The 16,569-nt window shown below is 66.3% G+C and carries 21 protein-coding genes; 7 read left to right on the top strand and 14 right to left on the bottom strand.

Features of this window, described 5'->3' with window-relative positions:
- A partial coding sequence (locus tag VNQ78_RS06610; protein ID WP_325687882.1) for a heavy metal-associated domain-containing protein occupies positions 1-224 on the bottom strand: 224 nt, incomplete at its 3' end.
- A gap of 391 nt (positions 225-615) precedes the next feature.
- Between VNQ78_RS06610 and VNQ78_RS06605 the strand changes: the two genes are divergently transcribed.
- Both VNQ78_RS06605 and mnmH read left to right on the top strand, forming a co-directional pair.
- Positions 616-1,194, top strand: a complete 579-nt coding sequence (locus VNQ78_RS06605; RefSeq protein ID WP_325687880.1) for a L,D-transpeptidase — start codon at positions 616-618, stop codon at positions 1,192-1,194.
- The gene (mnmH, locus tag VNQ78_RS06600) at positions 1,195-2,250 is read left to right on the top strand and encodes a tRNA 2-selenouridine(34) synthase MnmH (protein ID WP_414694047.1); all 1,056 of its coding nucleotides are present in this window, start codon (positions 1,195-1,197) and stop codon (positions 2,248-2,250) included.
- Here mnmH and VNQ78_RS06595 read toward each other — a convergent pair.
- From VNQ78_RS06595 to VNQ78_RS06545, 11 genes are all read right to left on the bottom strand, one after another.
- On the bottom strand, positions 2,227-3,024 hold the full coding sequence (locus VNQ78_RS06595) for a purine-nucleoside phosphorylase (RefSeq protein ID WP_325687875.1): 798 nt from the start codon (positions 3,022-3,024) through the stop codon (positions 2,227-2,229). The genes mnmH and VNQ78_RS06595 overlap by 24 nt on opposite strands.
- Positions 3,008-3,973, bottom strand: a complete 966-nt coding sequence (locus VNQ78_RS06590) for an ABC transporter permease (RefSeq protein WP_325687872.1) — start codon at positions 3,971-3,973, stop codon at positions 3,008-3,010. The genes VNQ78_RS06595 and VNQ78_RS06590 overlap by 17 nt, the downstream gene beginning before the upstream one ends.
- Positions 3,973-4,608 carry a LysE family translocator gene (locus VNQ78_RS06585; protein WP_325687870.1) on the bottom strand — a complete coding sequence of 212 codons (636 nt, stop codon included), beginning with the start codon at positions 4,606-4,608 and terminating at the stop codon, positions 3,973-3,975. The genes VNQ78_RS06590 and VNQ78_RS06585 overlap by 1 nt, the downstream gene beginning before the upstream one ends.
- Positions 4,608-5,702, bottom strand: coding sequence for an ABC transporter permease (locus VNQ78_RS06580; RefSeq protein WP_325687867.1), 1,095 nt, complete (start codon positions 5,700-5,702; stop codon positions 4,608-4,610). The genes VNQ78_RS06585 and VNQ78_RS06580 overlap by 1 nt, the downstream gene beginning before the upstream one ends.
- Before the next feature lie 70 nt (positions 5,703-5,772).
- Complete coding sequence (locus VNQ78_RS06575; protein ID WP_325687864.1) at positions 5,773-7,377, bottom strand: ABC transporter ATP-binding protein; 1,605 nt, start codon at positions 7,375-7,377, stop codon at positions 5,773-5,775.
- Positions 7,377-8,366: a BMP family ABC transporter substrate-binding protein gene (locus VNQ78_RS06570; RefSeq protein ID WP_325687861.1), complete on the bottom strand. Its 990-nt coding sequence runs from the start codon at positions 8,364-8,366 to the stop codon at positions 7,377-7,379. The genes VNQ78_RS06575 and VNQ78_RS06570 overlap by 1 nt, the downstream gene beginning before the upstream one ends.
- Positions 8,367-8,442: 76 nt before the next feature.
- A complete protein-coding gene (rimI, locus tag VNQ78_RS06565) occupies positions 8,443-8,862 on the bottom strand; it encodes a ribosomal protein S18-alanine N-acetyltransferase (protein WP_325687859.1) in 420 nt (139 codons plus the stop codon).
- Positions 8,859-9,452, bottom strand: coding sequence for a tRNA (adenosine(37)-N6)-threonylcarbamoyltransferase complex dimerization subunit type 1 TsaB (tsaB, locus tag VNQ78_RS06560; RefSeq protein WP_325687857.1), 594 nt, complete (start codon positions 9,450-9,452; stop codon positions 8,859-8,861). The genes rimI and tsaB overlap by 4 nt, the downstream gene beginning before the upstream one ends.
- Complete coding sequence (locus VNQ78_RS06555; protein ID WP_325687855.1) at positions 9,445-9,999, bottom strand: NifU family protein; 555 nt, start codon at positions 9,997-9,999, stop codon at positions 9,445-9,447. The genes tsaB and VNQ78_RS06555 overlap by 8 nt, the downstream gene beginning before the upstream one ends.
- A 51-nt stretch (positions 10,000-10,050) precedes the next feature.
- Positions 10,051-10,653, bottom strand: a complete 603-nt coding sequence (locus VNQ78_RS06550; RefSeq protein ID WP_325687853.1) for a CPBP family intramembrane glutamic endopeptidase — start codon at positions 10,651-10,653, stop codon at positions 10,051-10,053.
- Positions 10,653-11,108, bottom strand: a complete 456-nt coding sequence (locus VNQ78_RS06545; RefSeq protein WP_325687850.1) for a universal stress protein — start codon at positions 11,106-11,108, stop codon at positions 10,653-10,655. Before VNQ78_RS06545 ends, VNQ78_RS06550 begins: the two co-directional genes overlap by 1 nt.
- Positions 11,109-11,334: 226 nt before the next feature.
- Between VNQ78_RS06545 and VNQ78_RS06540 the strand changes: the two genes are divergently transcribed.
- Complete coding sequence (locus VNQ78_RS06540) at positions 11,335-12,099, top strand: sugar transferase (RefSeq protein ID WP_325687848.1); 765 nt, start codon at positions 11,335-11,337, stop codon at positions 12,097-12,099.
- Between the two features lie 5 nt (positions 12,100-12,104).
- Here VNQ78_RS06540 and truA read toward each other — a convergent pair whose 3' ends face one another.
- Together truA and VNQ78_RS06530 are read right to left on the bottom strand one after the other, a co-directional pair.
- Positions 12,105-12,893, bottom strand: coding sequence for a tRNA pseudouridine(38-40) synthase TruA (gene truA, locus VNQ78_RS06535; RefSeq protein WP_325687846.1), 789 nt, complete (start codon positions 12,891-12,893; stop codon positions 12,105-12,107).
- Positions 12,893-13,855: a 5-bromo-4-chloroindolyl phosphate hydrolysis family protein gene (locus tag VNQ78_RS06530; protein ID WP_325687843.1), complete on the bottom strand. Its 963-nt coding sequence runs from the start codon at positions 13,853-13,855 to the stop codon at positions 12,893-12,895. The genes truA and VNQ78_RS06530 overlap by 1 nt, the downstream gene beginning before the upstream one ends.
- 356 nt (positions 13,856-14,211) lie before the next feature.
- Between VNQ78_RS06530 and VNQ78_RS06525 the strand changes: the two genes are divergently transcribed.
- From VNQ78_RS06525 to VNQ78_RS06510, 4 genes are all read left to right on the top strand, one after another.
- Positions 14,212-15,381 carry a tyrosine-type recombinase/integrase gene (locus tag VNQ78_RS06525; RefSeq protein WP_325687841.1) on the top strand — a complete coding sequence of 390 codons (1,170 nt, stop codon included), beginning with the start codon at positions 14,212-14,214 and terminating at the stop codon, positions 15,379-15,381.
- Positions 15,368-15,919, top strand: coding sequence for a hypothetical protein (locus tag VNQ78_RS06520; protein ID WP_325687839.1), 552 nt, complete (start codon positions 15,368-15,370; stop codon positions 15,917-15,919). The genes VNQ78_RS06525 and VNQ78_RS06520 overlap by 14 nt, the downstream gene beginning before the upstream one ends.
- A 119-nt stretch (positions 15,920-16,038) precedes the next feature.
- On the top strand, positions 16,039-16,260 hold the full coding sequence (locus tag VNQ78_RS06515) for a helix-turn-helix domain-containing protein (protein WP_325687837.1): 222 nt from the start codon (positions 16,039-16,041) through the stop codon (positions 16,258-16,260).
- A 72-nt stretch (positions 16,261-16,332) separates the two neighbouring features.
- On the top strand, positions 16,333-16,569 hold a 237-nt coding region (locus VNQ78_RS06510), incomplete at its 3' end, for a hypothetical protein (RefSeq protein ID WP_325687835.1).

Genomic DNA, 16,569 nt, shown 5'->3' with positions numbered 1-16,569 from the left:
GCCGCCGGATAGCCCGCCTGTTTCAGCGCGCTGACGGCCGCGGCCATCGCTTCGGGCCCATCGGCCCTGAAATGCGCATGTCCGGTCGCGAAATTGACGCGGGCGTCCTCGATCCCCGGCGTGGCGCGCAATGCCTTCTCGGCCCGGCCGGCGCATGAAGCACAGCTCATGCCGGTCACGGTCAGCCGGGCGTCCGCGCCGGCGTGCTGGTGTTGTTCTGTCATGGGTTCTGTCCTGTCTGAGTTGCGGAATGCAGTTCAGACAGGGCGCGGCGGTCCCTGTGGCCGTCTGGGCGCGTGTTGGGGCGGCTCGCTCAGGGCGGGCATCAGGACCAGCGGCGGCACCCTTTGCCCAAGGGCAAGACGCGGCAGCGCCGAGACATGGCACCGGCAGCGGCGATCACCCCGGCCACGGCACAGGTGCTCCGGCCGCGCGATGGCGCGACGCGGCGGTCTGGTGGCGGTGGCGGTCAGGCAGCACATGGCGGTCCCCCTTCAGATGCAAGCTGGGCACGATCCCGCCCCGTTTCAAGCGCGTCACGACGCTTTGAGTTGATCCCGCGCCAGCAAGACGTTACCGGCTTGGGAAATCAAGCCGGAACCCAGGACAGTAAAGATGAACCGCCGTCAGTTGATGCTGCTTAGCCTGCCGCTGCTTGCCGCGCCCTCGCTGGCGCTGGCGCAGGCGCTTCCCGCAGCACCCGCCGCCAAGCCCGTCGCCAAGCGCGATCCCTATGCCCCGACCGAGGTGGCGATCCGCCCCGATTTCGAGGTGGGCAGCATTATCGTCGTGTCCAGGGACTTCTTCCTTTATCACGTCGTCTCGCCGGGCCGGGCGGTCCGCTATGGCGTCGCCGTGGGCAAGGACGAGCTGGTCTGGCGCGGCCGCGCCACCGTGGGCCGCAAGACCGAATGGCCGAGCTGGCGCCCGACGCCCGCGATGATCAAGCGCAAGCCCGAGCAATATGGCAAATGGGCCGACGGGATGCCGGGCGGCCCGACCAACCCGCTGGGTGCGCGCGCGCTTTATCTCTATGACGCGCGGGGCAATGACACCTCGATCCGCATTCACGGCACGACCGAGCCGAATTCGATCGGCCGCGCGGTCTCGAACGGCTGCATTCGGATGCGCAACGAGGCGGTGATGGACCTGTTTGAGCAGGTTCCGATCGGCACCCCTGTCTACGTCTACTGATTGGACATCCGCCTGACATCCCTGTCGGATCCGGCCCTGTCCGGGTTCGACATGATCATCGACACGCGCTCGCCCTCGGAATTTGCCGAGGATCATCTGCCGGGCGCGGTGAACCTGCCGGTCCTGTCCGACGCCGAGCGCGCCGAGGTCGGCACGATCTATCGCCAGGTCTCGCCCTTCGATGCCCGCAAGCTGGGCGGCGCCATGGTCGCCGCCAATGCCGCGCGCCATATCGCAGGCCCGCTTTCGGGCTTCGGCGGAGGCTGGCGGCCGCTGGTCTATTGCTGGCGCGGCGGGCAGCGGTCGGGGGCCTTCGCCTCGATCCTGTCGCAGATCGGCTGGCGCACGGGCCGGATCGCGGGCGGCTACAAGGCGTGGCGCACGCTGGTGGTCGACCGCGTCCAGCATCTGCCGGTGCCCGCCCCGGTCGTCGTTCTTGACGGCAATACCGGCAGCGCCAAGACCGAGATCCTGAAGCGTCTTGCCGCGCGCGGCCATCAGATCATCGACCTCGAGGGGCTGGCCAACCATCGCGGTAGCCTTTTCGGTGCGATGCCCGGCGGGCAACCAAGCCAGAAGCGGTTCGAGGGCAGGCTGGCCCTTGCGCTCGAGACCCTCGACCCGACGCGGCCGGTGCTGGTCGAGGCCGAAAGCTCGCGCATCGGCGACGTGAACCTGCCACGCGCGCTCTGGCAGGCGATGATCGCGGCGCCCCGCATCCGCCTCGCCGTCCCGGTCGAGGCGCGCGCCGCCTTCACCGCGGCGGGCTATGCCGAAATCCGCGCCGATCCCGCGCGCCTTGCCGCCATCGTCGACAATCTGCGTCCCTTGCATCCGGCCGAGAGGATCGAGGATTGGCTGCGGCTGATCGACGAGCAGAACTGGCCGACGCTGGCGCAGGGATTGATGCGCCACCATTACGACCCGCGCTATGAAAGCCACAGGAAGCGGCATGACGACGGGCGGGGGCGGGTGGTCCCACTGCCTGACCTCACCGATCTCGACGCCGCTGCCGCCGCTGTCGAGGCTGCTCTAGCCGCGCAGGAAACGCCTTAGCACCCGCTCCAGCTTGGCCGCCCCAAGCGGGGCCATGGCCTTGGTATGCTCATGGCTGATCGCTTCGTCCGAAAGGCCCGCCCCCATATTGGTGATGACCGAGACCGTCGCGCAGCGTAGCCCGAGGAACCGGCCAAGGATGATCTCGGGCACGGTGGACATGCCGACCGCATCCGCGCCAAGGATCCGCGCCGCCCGGATCTCGGCCGGGGTCTCGAAGCTCGGGCCGGAAAACCAGCAATAGACGCCTTCCGGCAGCGCGATCCCCTCGGCCTCTGCCGCCGCCTTCAGGCGGTTGCGCAGATCCAGGTCATGGGCATCGGTCATCGGCACGAAACGCGCGTCCGAAGCCTCGCCGATCAGCGGATTGGTCCCGGCAAAGGCGATATGGTCCGAAAGCAGCATCAGGGCGCCGGGCGGCAGGTCCGCCCGCAGCGAACCCGCGGCATTGGTCAGGATCAGCCGCTTGCATCCCAGCCCCTTCAGCACCTCCAGCGGAAGGCGCATGGCATCGGCGCGCCCGGATTCGTAGTAATGCGCCCGCCCGCCGAAGATGGCGACGCGCCACCCCTCAAGCTCGCCGATGACCAGTTGCGGCACGTGCCCCGAGACCCCGGCATGGGGAAAGCCCGGCAGGTCCGCATAGGGGATGGCACAACCCTCGACCATGCCCGCCAGATGGCCAAGCCCGGAACCGAGGATCAGCCCATATTCCGGCGCGGCGTCCCCGGCGCGTTCGCGGATCAGGCGGACGAGTTCATCGCTCTTTGACATAGGGTTCTCCGCCCGCGCGGGGCGGGATGGCGCGGCCGACGAAGCCGGCAAGGATGATGACGGTCAGGATATAGGGCAGGGCGCTCATGAACATGGACGGGATGGTCATGAAGCCGATGTCGAGATTCGGAAAGCGGTTCGCCAATGCCTCCAGCAGGCCGAAGAGGAAGGTGGCCCCCAGCGCGCTCCACGGCCGCCACTTGGCAAAGATCAGCGCGGCCAGCGCGATGAAGCCGCGCCCGGCCGTCATCTCCTTGACGAAGCCGGCCGAGATGCCGGTGGCGAGATAGGCCCCGGCAAGGCCGCAAAGCATGCCGCAGATGCAGACCGCCGCGAAACGCAGCCGCGTGACCGAAACGCCGGCGGTATCGACCGAGGCCGGGTTTTCCCCCACGGCCCGCAGCCTGAGGCCGAAACGGGTGCGATACAGCACCCACCAGGTCAGCGGCACCATGGCGAAGGCGACATAGACGAGGATCGTGTGCCCCGAGATCAACTCGGCATAGATCGGTCCGATCACCGGAACCGGGCGCAGCGCCTCGGCAAAGGGCAGGGTGATCTCGGTAAAGCGCGCCGCCCCCTGCAGCGAGGGGGTGCGCCCGCCCAGCCCGAAGATCTTCTGCCCCAGCAGCACGGTCAACCCGGAGGCAAGGAAGTTGATCGCCACCCCCGAGATGAGCTGGTTGCCGCGAAAGGTGATCGAGGCGAGGCCATGGACCAGCGACAGCGCCAGCGCCCCGGCAATCCCCGCGACCAGCCCCAGCCAGGCACTGCCCGTGGCATAGGCGATCGAGGCGGCGGTGAAGGCCGCCATCAGCATCTTGCCTTCCAGACCGATATCGAAAACCCCGGCCCGCTCGGAATAAAGCCCGGCGAGGCAGGCCAGCAGCAGGGGCGTCATCAGCCGCAGCGCGCTGTCGAGGATCTGGATGATTGTCGGGAAATCCATCAGCGACGCTCCACCGCCATGCGCAGCGCCATCGCGCCAAGAAACAGCCCGAGCGCGCCCTCAATCCAGCGCCGCGCGCGGTTATAGGCCTGCCGGACAGCCTGGCTGGACAGGACGATCGCGTAAAGACCGTGACCCAGCAGCGACAGGCCCGCGCCGCCAAGCGCAAAGACCAGCAGAACCGAAAGCGGGGCGTCCTGCGCGGGACCGGCGCTGACCGCCGCCATCCAGAAGACCAGCGCCTTGATATTCGTCACCTGCAACGCAAGCCCGGTCAGGAACAGGCGCAGCAGGGGCTGGCGTTCGACCTCGGCCACGCCAAGCCGAGGCGGGGCCAGTGCCTTGCGGCAGGCCTTCCAGCCCAGCCAGGCCAGATAGGCCGCGCCCAGATAGCGCAGCGCGGTTCCGGCCCAGGCGACCTCCTGCATGATCACGCCCAACCCCAGCGCCGTCGCCAGCGCAAGAAGGCCGGCCCCGAAGCCGATGCCGCAGGCCGCGGTCAGCGCGGCTGTGCGCCCCTGTTCGGCCCCGATCCCCAAAAGCAGGGCGACGGCGGGTCCGGGCGACATCACGCCGATGAGCTGGATCGAATAGGCCGCGAAAAAGGCCGGCAGCCAGGGCAGAAGCCAATCCATCATGCTCCCTTTCGCCTCAGCGCCGCGAAAAGCCGCTCCAGCGGCATCCGCACCATGTTGTCGAGCGCCCCGGTGAACAGAATCACCAGCGCCTGGATGACCACGATCAACTCGCGCGGGATCGTGGTCCATAGCGCAAGCTCCCCGCCGCCCTGATAGAGAAAGCCGAAAAGCAGCGCCGCCAGCAGGATGCCGAAGGGATGGTTCCGCCCCATCAGCGCGACGGCGATCCCGATGAAGCCGGCGCCCTCGACGGCGTTCAGGACCAGGCGCTGCGCCTCGCCCATCACATTGTTGATGGCCATCATCCCGGCAAGCGCCCCCGAGATCAGCATGGCGATGACCGTTATCCGCACGGGCGAGATCCCGGCATAGATCGCTCCCCGCTCGGATTTCCCGAAGGCCCGGATCTCATAACCCAGCCGGCTGCGCCAGATCAGCAGCCAGACCAGCAGGCAGGACAGGATGGCGACGAAGAAGCTGACATTGGCCGGCGTGTTCTTGCCCCATTCGAATCCCAGCGCCCGCGCCATGTCGGTCAGCTTCGGCAGATGCGTGGGATTCGCAAACCGGGCCGATGCCGGGTCCATGCTGCCAACCGGCCTGAGCAGGTTGACCAGAACATAGTTCAGCAGCGCCGCGGCAATGAAGTTGAACATGATCGTGGTGATGACGATATGGCTGCCGCGCTTGGCCTGCAGCCAGGCCGGGATCAGCGCCCAGAGCGCGCCAAAGACCGCCGCCCCCACCATGGCCGCGGGCAGCGCCAGCGCCCAATGCGGCCAAGGCACGGCCAGCAGGACCAGGGCGACGCCCAGCCCGCCCATCGCTGCCTGCCCCTCGCCCCCGATATTGAAGAGGCCCGCGTGATAGGCCACCATCACCGCAAGGCCGGTAAAGATGAAATTCGTGGTGTAATAAAGCGTGAATCCCCAGCCATAGCTGGAACCCAGCGCCCCCTCGACCATCACCTTCAGGGCCTCGGCCGGGCTTTCTCCGATGGCCAGGATGACCAGCGCCGAGATCCCGAAGGCCAGCGCCAGCGAGATCAGCGGCGTCAGGACCACATCCGCCCATTTCGGCATTCGCTCCATCAGCCCATCCTCACGCCAAGCCGGCTTCTTCTCTGTTCCCGAAATACTCCCGCCGGAGGCCGGCCGCGGCTCATCCCGCGCGCTCCGGCTGGTCCTCGGGAAGCATGTCCCCGGGCATGACGGTTCCGGGCTCGATCCCGGCCATCAGGCAGCCGAGGTCCGAGGTCGTCGCCTCCCCGGGCAGTCGTTCTCCCATGATCCGGCCGTCAAACATGACGGCGATGCGGTCCGCCAGCGCCATGATCTCATCCAGTTCGACCGAGACCAGCAGCACCGCCTTGCCCGCGTCGCGCAATTCGACGATGCGCCTGTGGATGAACTCGATGGCCCCGATATCGACGCCCCGTGTCGGCTGGCCGATCAGCAGCAGGTCGGGATTGCGCTCGATCTCGCGCGCGACGACGATCTTCTGCTGGTTCCCGCCCGAGAAATTCCTCGCCGCCAGTTCCGGGTTGGGCGGGCGCACGTCATAGCGTTCCATCTTGCCGGCCGCGTCGCGGCGGATCGCCGGCTGATCCATCAACAGGCCCCGGTTGAACTCGGGCGCGTCCTGATAGCCGAAGGCCACGTTCTCCCAGGCCGAGAAATCCATGATCAGCCCCTCGACCTGCCGGTCCTCGGGGACATGGGCGATGCCCGCCTCGCGCCGCGCCCCGGCATCGGGGCCGGAAAGCGGCAGAACCTCGCCCTTCAGCCGGACCTCGCCCGAGAGTTTCGCGCCCGGCTCGGGATAGCCGGCAAGGATCTCCAGAAGCTGGCTCTGACCATTGCCGGCGACGCCGGCGATGCCCAAAATCTCTCCTGCCCGGATATCGAGGTCGATGCCGCGCAGCCGCTCGACCCCGGCAGCGTCGGTCAGCTTCAGCCCGCGCACCTCCAGCACCGGCGCGCCGGGCCGGGCCGGGGTCTTTTCGACCCGCAGCAGCACCTTGCGGCCGACCATCAGCTCGGCAAGCTGGCTCGGGCTGGTTTCGGCGGTCCTGACCGAGGCCACCATCTCGCCCCGCCGCATGACCGAGACATTGTCGGTGATCTCCATGATCTCGCGCAGCTTGTGGGTGATCAGGATGATCGTCTTGCCCTCGTCTCTCAGGCCGCGCAGGATGCGGAACAGGTGATCCGCCTCGGCCGGGGTCAGCACGCCCGTCGGCTCGTCGAGGATCAGGATATCGGCCTGCCGATACAGCGCCTTCAGGATCTCGACCCGCTGCTGGTGGCCGACCGACAGATCCTCGACCAGCGCATCGGGATCGACCTGCAATTCATATTCGCTGGCAAGCCGCTTCAGCTCGCCCCGCGCGCGGGCAAGGGACGGGCGCAGCAACCCACCATCCTCGGCGCCGAGGATCACGTTTTCCAGCACGGTGAAATTCTGCACCAGCTTGAAATGCTGGAAGACCATGCCGATGCCCGCGCGGATCGCGGACTGGCTGTCGGTGATGGCGACCGGCTTGCCGCCGATCAGGATGTCGCCGGAATCGGGGCGGTAGAAGCCGTAGAGGATCGACATCAGGGTCGATTTGCCGGCCCCGTTCTCGCCGATGATGCCGTGGATGGTGCCGCGCGCGACCGAGAGGTGAATGTCCCGGTTCGCCTGCACCGGGCCGAACGCCTTCGAGATCCCCCGCAACTCGATTGCGGGGGACGGGCTTCCGGTGCCTGACGGCACCGACATTACTGCACCGGGCAGGTGTTGTCGGTCATGTAGTCGTGGATCTTGATCTCGCCGCCGGTGATCCCCTTGGTCGCCGCATCGACGGCCGCCTTCATGTCATCGGTCACGAGGTCCTTGTTGTTCTCGTCGATCGCGACCGAAACCCCGCCCGAGGCGAGGTCCATGACCTTGATGACCCCGCCTTCCAGCGCCGCGCCGGTCTTGAACACCTCATAGACCGAATTGTCGACGCCCTTGACCATCGAGGTCAGCACCTTGCCCGGATGGAGGTGGTTCTGGTTGCTGTCGACCCCGATCGAGAGGATGCCGGCATCCGCCGCCGCCTGCAGCACGCCGATCCCGGTCCCGCCGGCCGCGGCATAGACAACGTCCGCGCCCTGCGCAATCTGGGCCTTGACCAGCTCGCCGCCCTTGACCGGATCGTTCCATGCGGCGGGGGTGGTGCCGGTATAGTTGATGATGATCTTGGCGTCGGGATTGGTGGCCTTGATCCCCTGCGCATAGCCGCATTCGAACTTGTGGATCAGCGGAATGTCCATGCCGCCGACGAAGCCCATCGTCCCCGATTTCGAGGCCTTGGCCGCCATCACCCCGGCAAGGTAGGAGCCCTGCTCCTCGGTAAAGACGATCGACTGCACGTTCGGCTGCTCGACCACCATGTCGATGATCGCGAATCTGGTGTCGGGATAGTCGGGCGCGACCTTGTTCAGCACCTCGCCAAAGGCGAAGCCGGTCATCACGATCGGGTTCGCGCCGGTTTCGGCCAGCCGGCGCAGCGCCTGTTCGCGCATCGCCTCGGACTGCATCTCCAGTTCCTTGTAGCTGCCGCCGGTTTCCTGCTTCCAGCGCTCGGCCCCCTGGAAGGCCGCCTCGTTGAAGGATTTGTCGAACTTTCCGCCCAGGTCGAAGATCAGCGCCGGATCGGCCATGGCGACCAGCGGCAGCAGCGAAAGACTGGCGCCCGCCAGCAGGGTTTTCATCAGGGACATGTATCGAACCTCAACCTGTTATGCGGGCGATTCCGCCCCGCTGGTGTGAGGATTAGGGCGCATGGGCGGTTATGCGTCAACCGCCTTGTGGGCCTGCGAGAGGGCGATGCATCAGGATCGCGTCGATGCCGGTTGCATAGTAGTTTCGGCGGTTTCCGACCTCGACCCAGCCCTCGGCCAGATAGAGCGCCCGCGCCGGGTCATTATCCGACGCCACCTCAAGGAATGCGCTTGCGGCGCCGCGTTCCCGCGATGTCGCACAGAACTCGGCCAGCAGCGCGCGGCCCACACCCTGACGGCGCGCCTCGGGCGAGACGGCGACGGTCAGAAGCTCGGCCTCGTCCGCCACGGTGCGGCCGATCAGGAAGCCCGCCGGGCGCTGGATCAGGAAGTTGAGGCGGCTCTCCAGCAGTTCCTCGATCTCGGTCGCGGACCAGGGGCGCGGGTGGCTGCCGAAGCAGCGCAGATGCAGCTCGGCAAGGGTCTCGGCGCTCATTTCAGGATGAGGGGGCCGCGGTCGCGGGCAGGGGCGGCATCGGCCGGGCGCAGATAGACCGGCGCGGGCCGCGGCAGCGCGGCCATACCCCGGCGGGCCAGCGCGATCCGGGCGATGGCGACGGCAATCGGGTTCTGCGCCTCGAATTGCGGCGGGCCGGGCGGCAGTTCATGGGCCGGAGATTGCTGGGGGGCCGTCAGCGTCGCGGTGCCGAAATCCTGCCAGATCACCTCGCCCTGACGCGAGGGCAGGATGACGCGGCAGGGGCGCGGCAGGTCAAGGGCGGCGGCCTCGGTCACGGTGACGCCGACGGCCGGAATTTTAAGCGACAGCGCCAGCCCGCGCGCTGCTGCGACCGCGATGCGGATGCCGGTGAAGTTTCCCGGCCCGGTGCCGACCCCGATCACGGCAAGATCGCCCCATCCGGCCCCGGCCTCGGCCAGCACCTCCTCGAGCAGCGGGAACAGTCGCTCGGCCTGGCCGCGCGCCATGTCCTCGTGCCGCTGGGCCAGCACACGCTCGTCCGAGAGCAAAGCGGCCGCGCAATGCGCGGCCGATGTGTCGAAGCCAAGCGACAGAGGATCAGCCAACGGGGCGAACCTCGGTCACTTCGGGGATGTAATGGCGCAGCAGGTTCTCGATCCCCATTTTCAGCGTCAGGGTCGAGGACGGGCAGCCCGCGCAGGCGCCCTGCATGTGCAGATAGACCACGCCGCGATCGAAGCCGTGGAAGGTGATGTCGCCACCATCCTGCGCCACGGCGGGCCGCACGCGGGTATCGAGCAGTTCCTTGATCTGGGTCACGATCTCGGCGTCGGGACCGTCCTGATCGTTATGCCCGCTGGTGGAGGTCGTCTCCATCGCCGGGGCGCCGGACTGGTAATGCTCCATGATGGCGCCAAGGACCGAGGGTTTCAGATGGTCCCAGACGGCGCTTTCCGCCTTGGTCACGGTCACGAAATCCGAGCCGAGGAAAACGCCGGTCACGCCCGGAACCGCGAAGATGCGGCGGGCAAGCGGGCTGCCGACAGCCGCCTCGGCCTCGGGGAAATCGGCGGTGCCGGTGCCCAGAACGGTCTCGCCCGGCAGAAACTTCAGCGTGGCGGGGTTCGGGGTGGTTTCGGTCTGGATGAACATGGGCGTGCTCCTTTGGCCGCGATATGGGGATTGAGGGGGGTGCAAGTCAAGCTAAACGGGACGCGCGGCGATCACGCCGAAGGTGCAGAGGTTGACGAGCGCGTGCAGCATCGCCCCGAAACCGGCGCTGCCCGAGCCGAGGCGGGCCGCCATCGCAAGCCAGCCAAGGGCCAGCGCGCCAAGGATCATGCCCGCCCCGCCGCCCGGAGCATCGAGCCGCGCAGCAATCACGGCCGGCGCGACATGCCAGAGCGCAAACAGCAGAACCGGTGCCACCGCCCCGGACCAGTCGCCCGGACCAAGCCGGGGGACCAGCGCGCCGCGCCAGAACCCTTCCTCGAGCGTGCCGTTCAGCAGCGCCGCCAGCGCGACCACCGCCAGAACCGGCGGGGAAAGGCGCAGGAGATAGGGGAAGGCTGCGGCGACGAGCAGCATTGCCGGGACGATACAGGCCAGCGCGACCGGCCATGGCGGCAGTCTTGGCCGCAGCGACCAGCCGCCGCGGGCGATCCCCAGCGCGAGCAGCAGCCAATAGGCCGCAAGCCCGATCAGCGCCGCCGAAAGCGGTCTGAGCCCGGCCCCCGCGAGCAGATGGAACAGCCCCGCCAGCGCCGGTACCGCCACCAGCGCCGCCAAGGCCAGCTTGCGATCCATCAGGTGACCTGTTCGAGACGCTCGCGCGACATGCTGCCCGGCACAATGGTGATCGGGCAGGGCAGGTTCGACATCTCGCGCATCAGGCGCGAGATCAGCGGCCCCGGTCCCGAACTCTCGGTCGAGGCGGCAAGCACGACGATGCCGATCTCGGGATCGTCGCCGATCTGGGCCAGAAGCTCGTTCCCCGGCTCTCCCTCGCGCACGACCAGTTCCGGCTCGACCCCCGGGCGGTCGCGCATCCATTTCGCAAAGACCTCGAAATGGGCGTGGATGCGCTCATAGGCCTCGGCCCGCATCACTTCGGCGACGCCCATGCCATGCTGGATGTCCGCCGCCTGGATCACGGCCAGCACCTGCACCGCGCCCCCCGTCTTCGCGGCGCGCATGGCGGCGAAACGGATGGCATTCAGGCATTCGCGTGAATCGTCCAGAACGACCAGAAATTTCCGCATGACCCTCTTCCGGCAGACCCGAGGTTGGCAAAGACTGGCCGAAAGGACACGCCCGCGCAAGTCTGTCGCGCTTTCCCCCTTGCGTTCGTTTTCAATTCTCCTGCCCTATGTTAAGGCAAAAACATATACCGAGCAGACCAATTCGCGTGGGACCGTAGCTGTGACAATTCATCACGATTGGGACAGAAACGATCATCGTGATATGGCATCGATCCGGGGCGTCGGCATGTCCTGGATTGCACCGGAGGACGGTGCCGCGCGTATCGGGATGACCTTTCGCAAACGCGCCTTCGACATTGTCCTTGCGCTGATCCTGCTTGTCCCGCTTTCGGTGGTCATGGCGATCGTCGCTGCCGTCCTCTTGGTCACTCAGGGACGGCCGCTTTTTTATGTCGCACCGCGGATGCGCGCCCCGGGCGAGCAGTTCAACCTGCTGAAGTTCCGCACCATGCTGCGCGAGGATGGCGATTGCGGCGCGACCGGCGCTCACAAGCATTGGCGCATCACCCGTGTCGGCCGCATCATGCGCCGCACGCGGATCGACGAATTGCCCCAGCTTTTCAATATCCTGCGCGGCGACATGAGCTTTGTGGGCCCGCGTCCGCCGCTTCGCGAATATGTCGAGCGTTTTCCCGCCCTCTACAATCAGGTGCTGAAAAACCGTCCCGGCGTGACCGGCCTTGCGACGATGATCTATCACGCGCATGAGGACCGGATCATGGCGCGCTGCGTCACCGCCGCCGCGACCGAGGATGCCTATTACCGCCGCTGCCTGCCGACCAAGCTCAGGCTCGACCTGATCTATCAGCGCCGCCGCAGCCTGCGCATGGACCTGTGGATCATCTGGCACACCTTCATGACCGTGCTGGTGCCGAACTGGCAGGGGCGCGGTCGCCGCCGCTTCCCGAGCGGGGAGGGGCAGGCCTCGCAAGCGCCGCAGGTGCAGGGCGAGCAGACCTCCTCGGCCCAGGGGAGCGTCCCGGCCGAGTGATTCTTTCAGCCGCAGGGTGCGGTGAAGGGGTCAAGCGGATATCCGACACCGGAAAGATAAAGTCCCTGCGGCGGGCAGACCGGCCCGCAGGCGGCGCGGTCACGCGCGGCAAGCGCCTCCGCCATGCGCGCGGGTGGCCATGACCCCGCGCCGACGCGTTCCAGCGTGCCGACGATCGAGCGGACCTGATTGTGCAGGAAGGACCGCGCGCGCAGGTAAAAGCGGTATTCGCGGCCCTGCGGAATGGCGATCTCCTCGATTCGGATCTCGTCCAGCGTCTTTACCGGGCTTTTCGACTGGCACATGGTCGATCGGAAGGTGGTGAAGTCATGCAGCCCGATCAGATGCGCCGCACCTTCGCGCATGGCGTCCAGATCGAGCGGGTTCAGCACCTGCCAGACCGCGCCGCGATCATGCGTGACCGGCGCGCGCCGGGCGACGAGGCGGAACAGATAGCGCCGCTCGCGCGCGGAAAACCGGGCGTGGAAATCCTCGTCCACGCGGGCCGCGGCGAGGATGGCGACGGGGGCGGGCTTCAGGTGCCAGTTCAGCGCCTCGGACAGGCGGAACGGATCCCAGTCGCGGGTCAGATCGGCATGGGCGACCTGGCCCGTGGCGTGGACCCCGGCATCGGTGCGCCCGGCGGCGGCGATGCGCGCGCCTGCCGCGAAGCCGGGGTCGAGGCGCGCCAGTGCGGTTTCGATTGCACCCTGGACGCTGGGTTGGTCGGCCTGCGCCTGCCAGCCGGCAAAGGGCGCGCCATCATATTCGATCAGCAGGGCGTAACGGGGCATCAGCGGGACTGCTTCTCGCCTTCGCGCGGGATCAGCAGGTCGTCGAGGGTCATCGACCGCTCCAGCTCCGCCGTGGGCGGCTCTACGCCCTCGCGGGCCAGCCGGTCCCTCAGCACGCCGATCTCGATGTCGAGGTCATCCTTGCCGCCTTCGGCCAGCTTGCGGATCTTGGCCGAGAACTGCGTCTCCAGATCGCCGAGCAGGCTCTCGTAATCCTGCCGCGCGCGCTGGTCACGGGTCTGGGCATAGAGATCCGCGAACTTGACCGTCGCCTCGCGCGCACCCTCCAGATAGACGCCGAGATATCGCCGGGTGGCGGCGATATCGCCGGGATCCTGCTCGATTCGGGCAAAAAGCTCACGCACGGTGGCGGCGAACAGGGCGACCCGCGCCTCCAGCCGCCGCTCGCCGGTGCGCAGGATCGCGTCCTGCATCGCCTTCAGCCGCGCCTCGCCCTCGGAGATGATGCGATGCGCGCGGTCCTGCTGGAAGCTGTCGATCCCCTCCATGCCCTTGTCGCGCATCGGGTCGGTCCCGAAGCTGAGCCAATGGAGCACCGCGCCCGCGACCCCGATGACGCCCGCGCCAAGCTCGGCCCCCGGCACATAGGAGCCGAGCGCAAGGCCGAGGCCGGTCAGGATGCCGCCGAAAAGCTTGCGCGGGATTGCGGGCCTGCGCGCGACGCGGCGCGCGTCATAGGCGGCCTCGGCCTGCAGCCCCTCGCGCGTCAGCATCATGCCGGCGGCGATGGCGCCAAAGGCGCAGAGATGCGTGACGAGGCCGAACGGTCCCTGCCAGAACGCGCTGATCAGGAAGGGGATCGCCATGATGGTGATCCAGCGCGTGCGCGATTCCAGCGGATGGCGGATCAGACCGGGCAGGGGGCGGGCCGCCATCGGGTCGTCCCCGCCGCGCTGAAACCGTTCCTGCGGGGAAAAGCGGCCTCCGAAGCGTTTCGCCATCGACCCGCCCTCAGCCCGCGCCCACGAAGGAGGCATAGAGGGTCAGTCCCATCAGCAGGAAGAAGGACAGGCGCTGCGTCGCTTTCCGGGACATCTGCTTCCTTTCGCCCTTGAGGATTGCCCGCAGCATATAATGCCCGGCCGTCCCGAAAGAAAGGGCGGCGGAGTTCGGCGTCGGAAGGGGATGATGGAGCGGGTGATGCGCTCCGAATACCTGTTCAGGCTGCTACATCCTGCTGCACCGTGCACACCAAATTCCATCGAATCACTTGATTTTGCTGTGCAATGTGCTGCATCGTGCGACACGGTGCTGCACGGTGCGGCACTATATCGAGGGGTGGACCCAGAGGTGGACGATGCGGCTGCGCGGTAAGCTCACAAATCTTTCCGTGAAATCACTTTCGCCGGGCAAGCACTGCGATGGTGATGGACTGTGGCTGCATAAGACCGACGAGTCCGCAAAATGGGTGTTCCGATTTAGCCTGTCTGGTCGTCGGCGTGAAATGGGTCTTGGCTCAACAAGCCATGTCACACTTGCCCAAGCAAGGGGGATGGCACGGGAAGCGCGTACCCTCGTCATGCAGGGGAAAGATCCGATCCGCGACCGCCGCGACCGTGCAGCCGAGGCCGCCCAGCGGGATGTGACCTTTGCCCAGCTTACTGAACTTGCCTTTGAGGCCCGCAAGGATGGTCTGAAAGACGGTGGCAAGGCCGGTAACTGGATGTCGCCTCTTGCTGTCCATGTCCTGCCGAAGATCGGCCATTTGGCGGCAAAGGATGTCAATCAGCATGACATCGTGGACGTGCTCAAGCCGATCTGGCGCAAGAGCGCGTCGATTGCCGCCAAGGCGCTTGAGCGCATTGGCATCGTACTGCAACACGGCGCTGCGATGGATCTGCCGGTCGATGTCACCGCCCGGACAAAGGCCCGCGCGCTGCTTGGTGATCAGAAGCACGTTGCGACCCATATCCCGGCAATGCCGTGGCGCGAGGTGCCGGATTTCTACAAGACGCTGACCAAGATCGAAGGCAAGTCATCACTCGCTTTGCGCTTTGTCATCCTTACCGGCGCAAGGTCGGCAGAGGTACGGGAACTGCATCTGAGCGAGATCAAGGGCAGGATCTGGACCATCCCGGCCGCACGGATGAAGAACGGTAAGGAGCATCGGGTACCCCTGAGTGATGAAGCCTTGGCCGTGATCGAAGCTGCGAAAGCAGTGAAGGTTGCCGGTCATATCTTCATCGGCCCGTCAGGAAAGCCGCTGAGCGATATGTCACTCAGCAAAGTCATGAAGGCACGCGGCCTGTCCTATCGTCCGCATGGCTTCCGTTCATCTTGGCGGGATTGGGCCGGGGAAGTGATGAAAGCCCGGCATGAAGTTGCTGAGGCTCAGCTTGCGCACCTCACCGGCAGCAAGGTCAGCCGGGCTTATGCCAGATCCGACTATCTTGAAGAACGTGCGGACCTGATGGCGACTTGGGCGGATTTTGTCACCGGAAAGGCAGCCAACGATGTGGCAGCCTGATCCGCGAAATCCCTATACCCTGATCGAATGGAATAGCCGGTGCTTCATGGTCGAGCATCGCCCGGATGTTCATTACATCGCGCATCAGGATGATGGTACGACCACCCCGATGTCAGCGCCGCAGGCTCCGGCCATATGGGAAGACCGTGACGGGCAATGGAGGGTCGTCGGTAACGACATGACCTGCCGCATCATCATGGATCTGTGCGAGGCGCAGCGACCGGCAGAAGCGGCAACGATGCAGCCGGTCGAGGACTTGGTGCCTACCGACATCCCGGATCAGCCGACAGGGCAGGGGGCGAGCACCAAGACTTCTTTTATTTCGCCGGATGCGCCTTGGAGGGATCGCCTTAAGCCGGTTTTCAGCAGCCTAGCGGCCGAGGGGCTGATGAGGCTGGAAGATGGTCAATGGCAGATGCGCGTTACCAAGAAGGCTGTCCTTACGCGTCTTGGCGACAACGCACCTACGCTTCCGACCTTTGAACGAGAAAAGCTGACACATGAAGGGTATCCCTTGCGCTGGGGAGGCAGGAAGTAACCCGTTCATATCCTTGTCGAATCCGATTGGACTCCGATTTTCTCCGATTGGCCCCTATCGGCGGGCCTATCTGCGTCGGGGCCACCCCACTACCTTTCCTTCATCGGGCAGAGGAAAGGATGACCCAAGTGACCGATTACGTAACCACCCCAGAATTGGCAGCCCGACTTGGAGTAAGCCGGGCAACGCTGGGCCGCGCTGCCAAGAAAGGCACACTGCCCCTGCCGGTTCGGCTTTCACCGGGCGGGCCTTTGCTTTGGCCTATCGCCGAAGTTGAAGCGTTCCTCAAGCGCACGCGCAACACCACCAACGCCCCCATCAGCCCGGCGAAACCGGACTGATCTGATTTGACCCCCTGACATCGATAACCCCAACAACGCGGCCCTTGGCTGCGCATGAGAAAGGCTTGCCTCATGGCAAAGAAACCTACCGACATCACCGATGCCCCCATCACCGAGCAGCCTGTTATCCCGGCTGCGGTAACTGTGCCGCCGGTGACGACCCCTCCGGCCCGCAGGATGCAATTCCGCCCGTCTGTGGGTGTTGGTGCCACGGCTGCCCCGCCTGCGCCTGTTTCGGTGACGCTGGGTGCCCCTGATGCTGCGGCACGGGTGCATCATTTCCAGCCGGGGATTTATGAGATCCGCCTT

It is taken from the genome of Paracoccus sp. (in: a-proteobacteria), from assembly GCF_035556475.1.
Lineage (GTDB): Bacteria > Pseudomonadota > Alphaproteobacteria > Rhodobacterales > Rhodobacteraceae > Paracoccus.
Note: the sequence above shows the minus strand (reverse complement) of the source record. Positions and strands in the feature narration are given on the sequence as shown.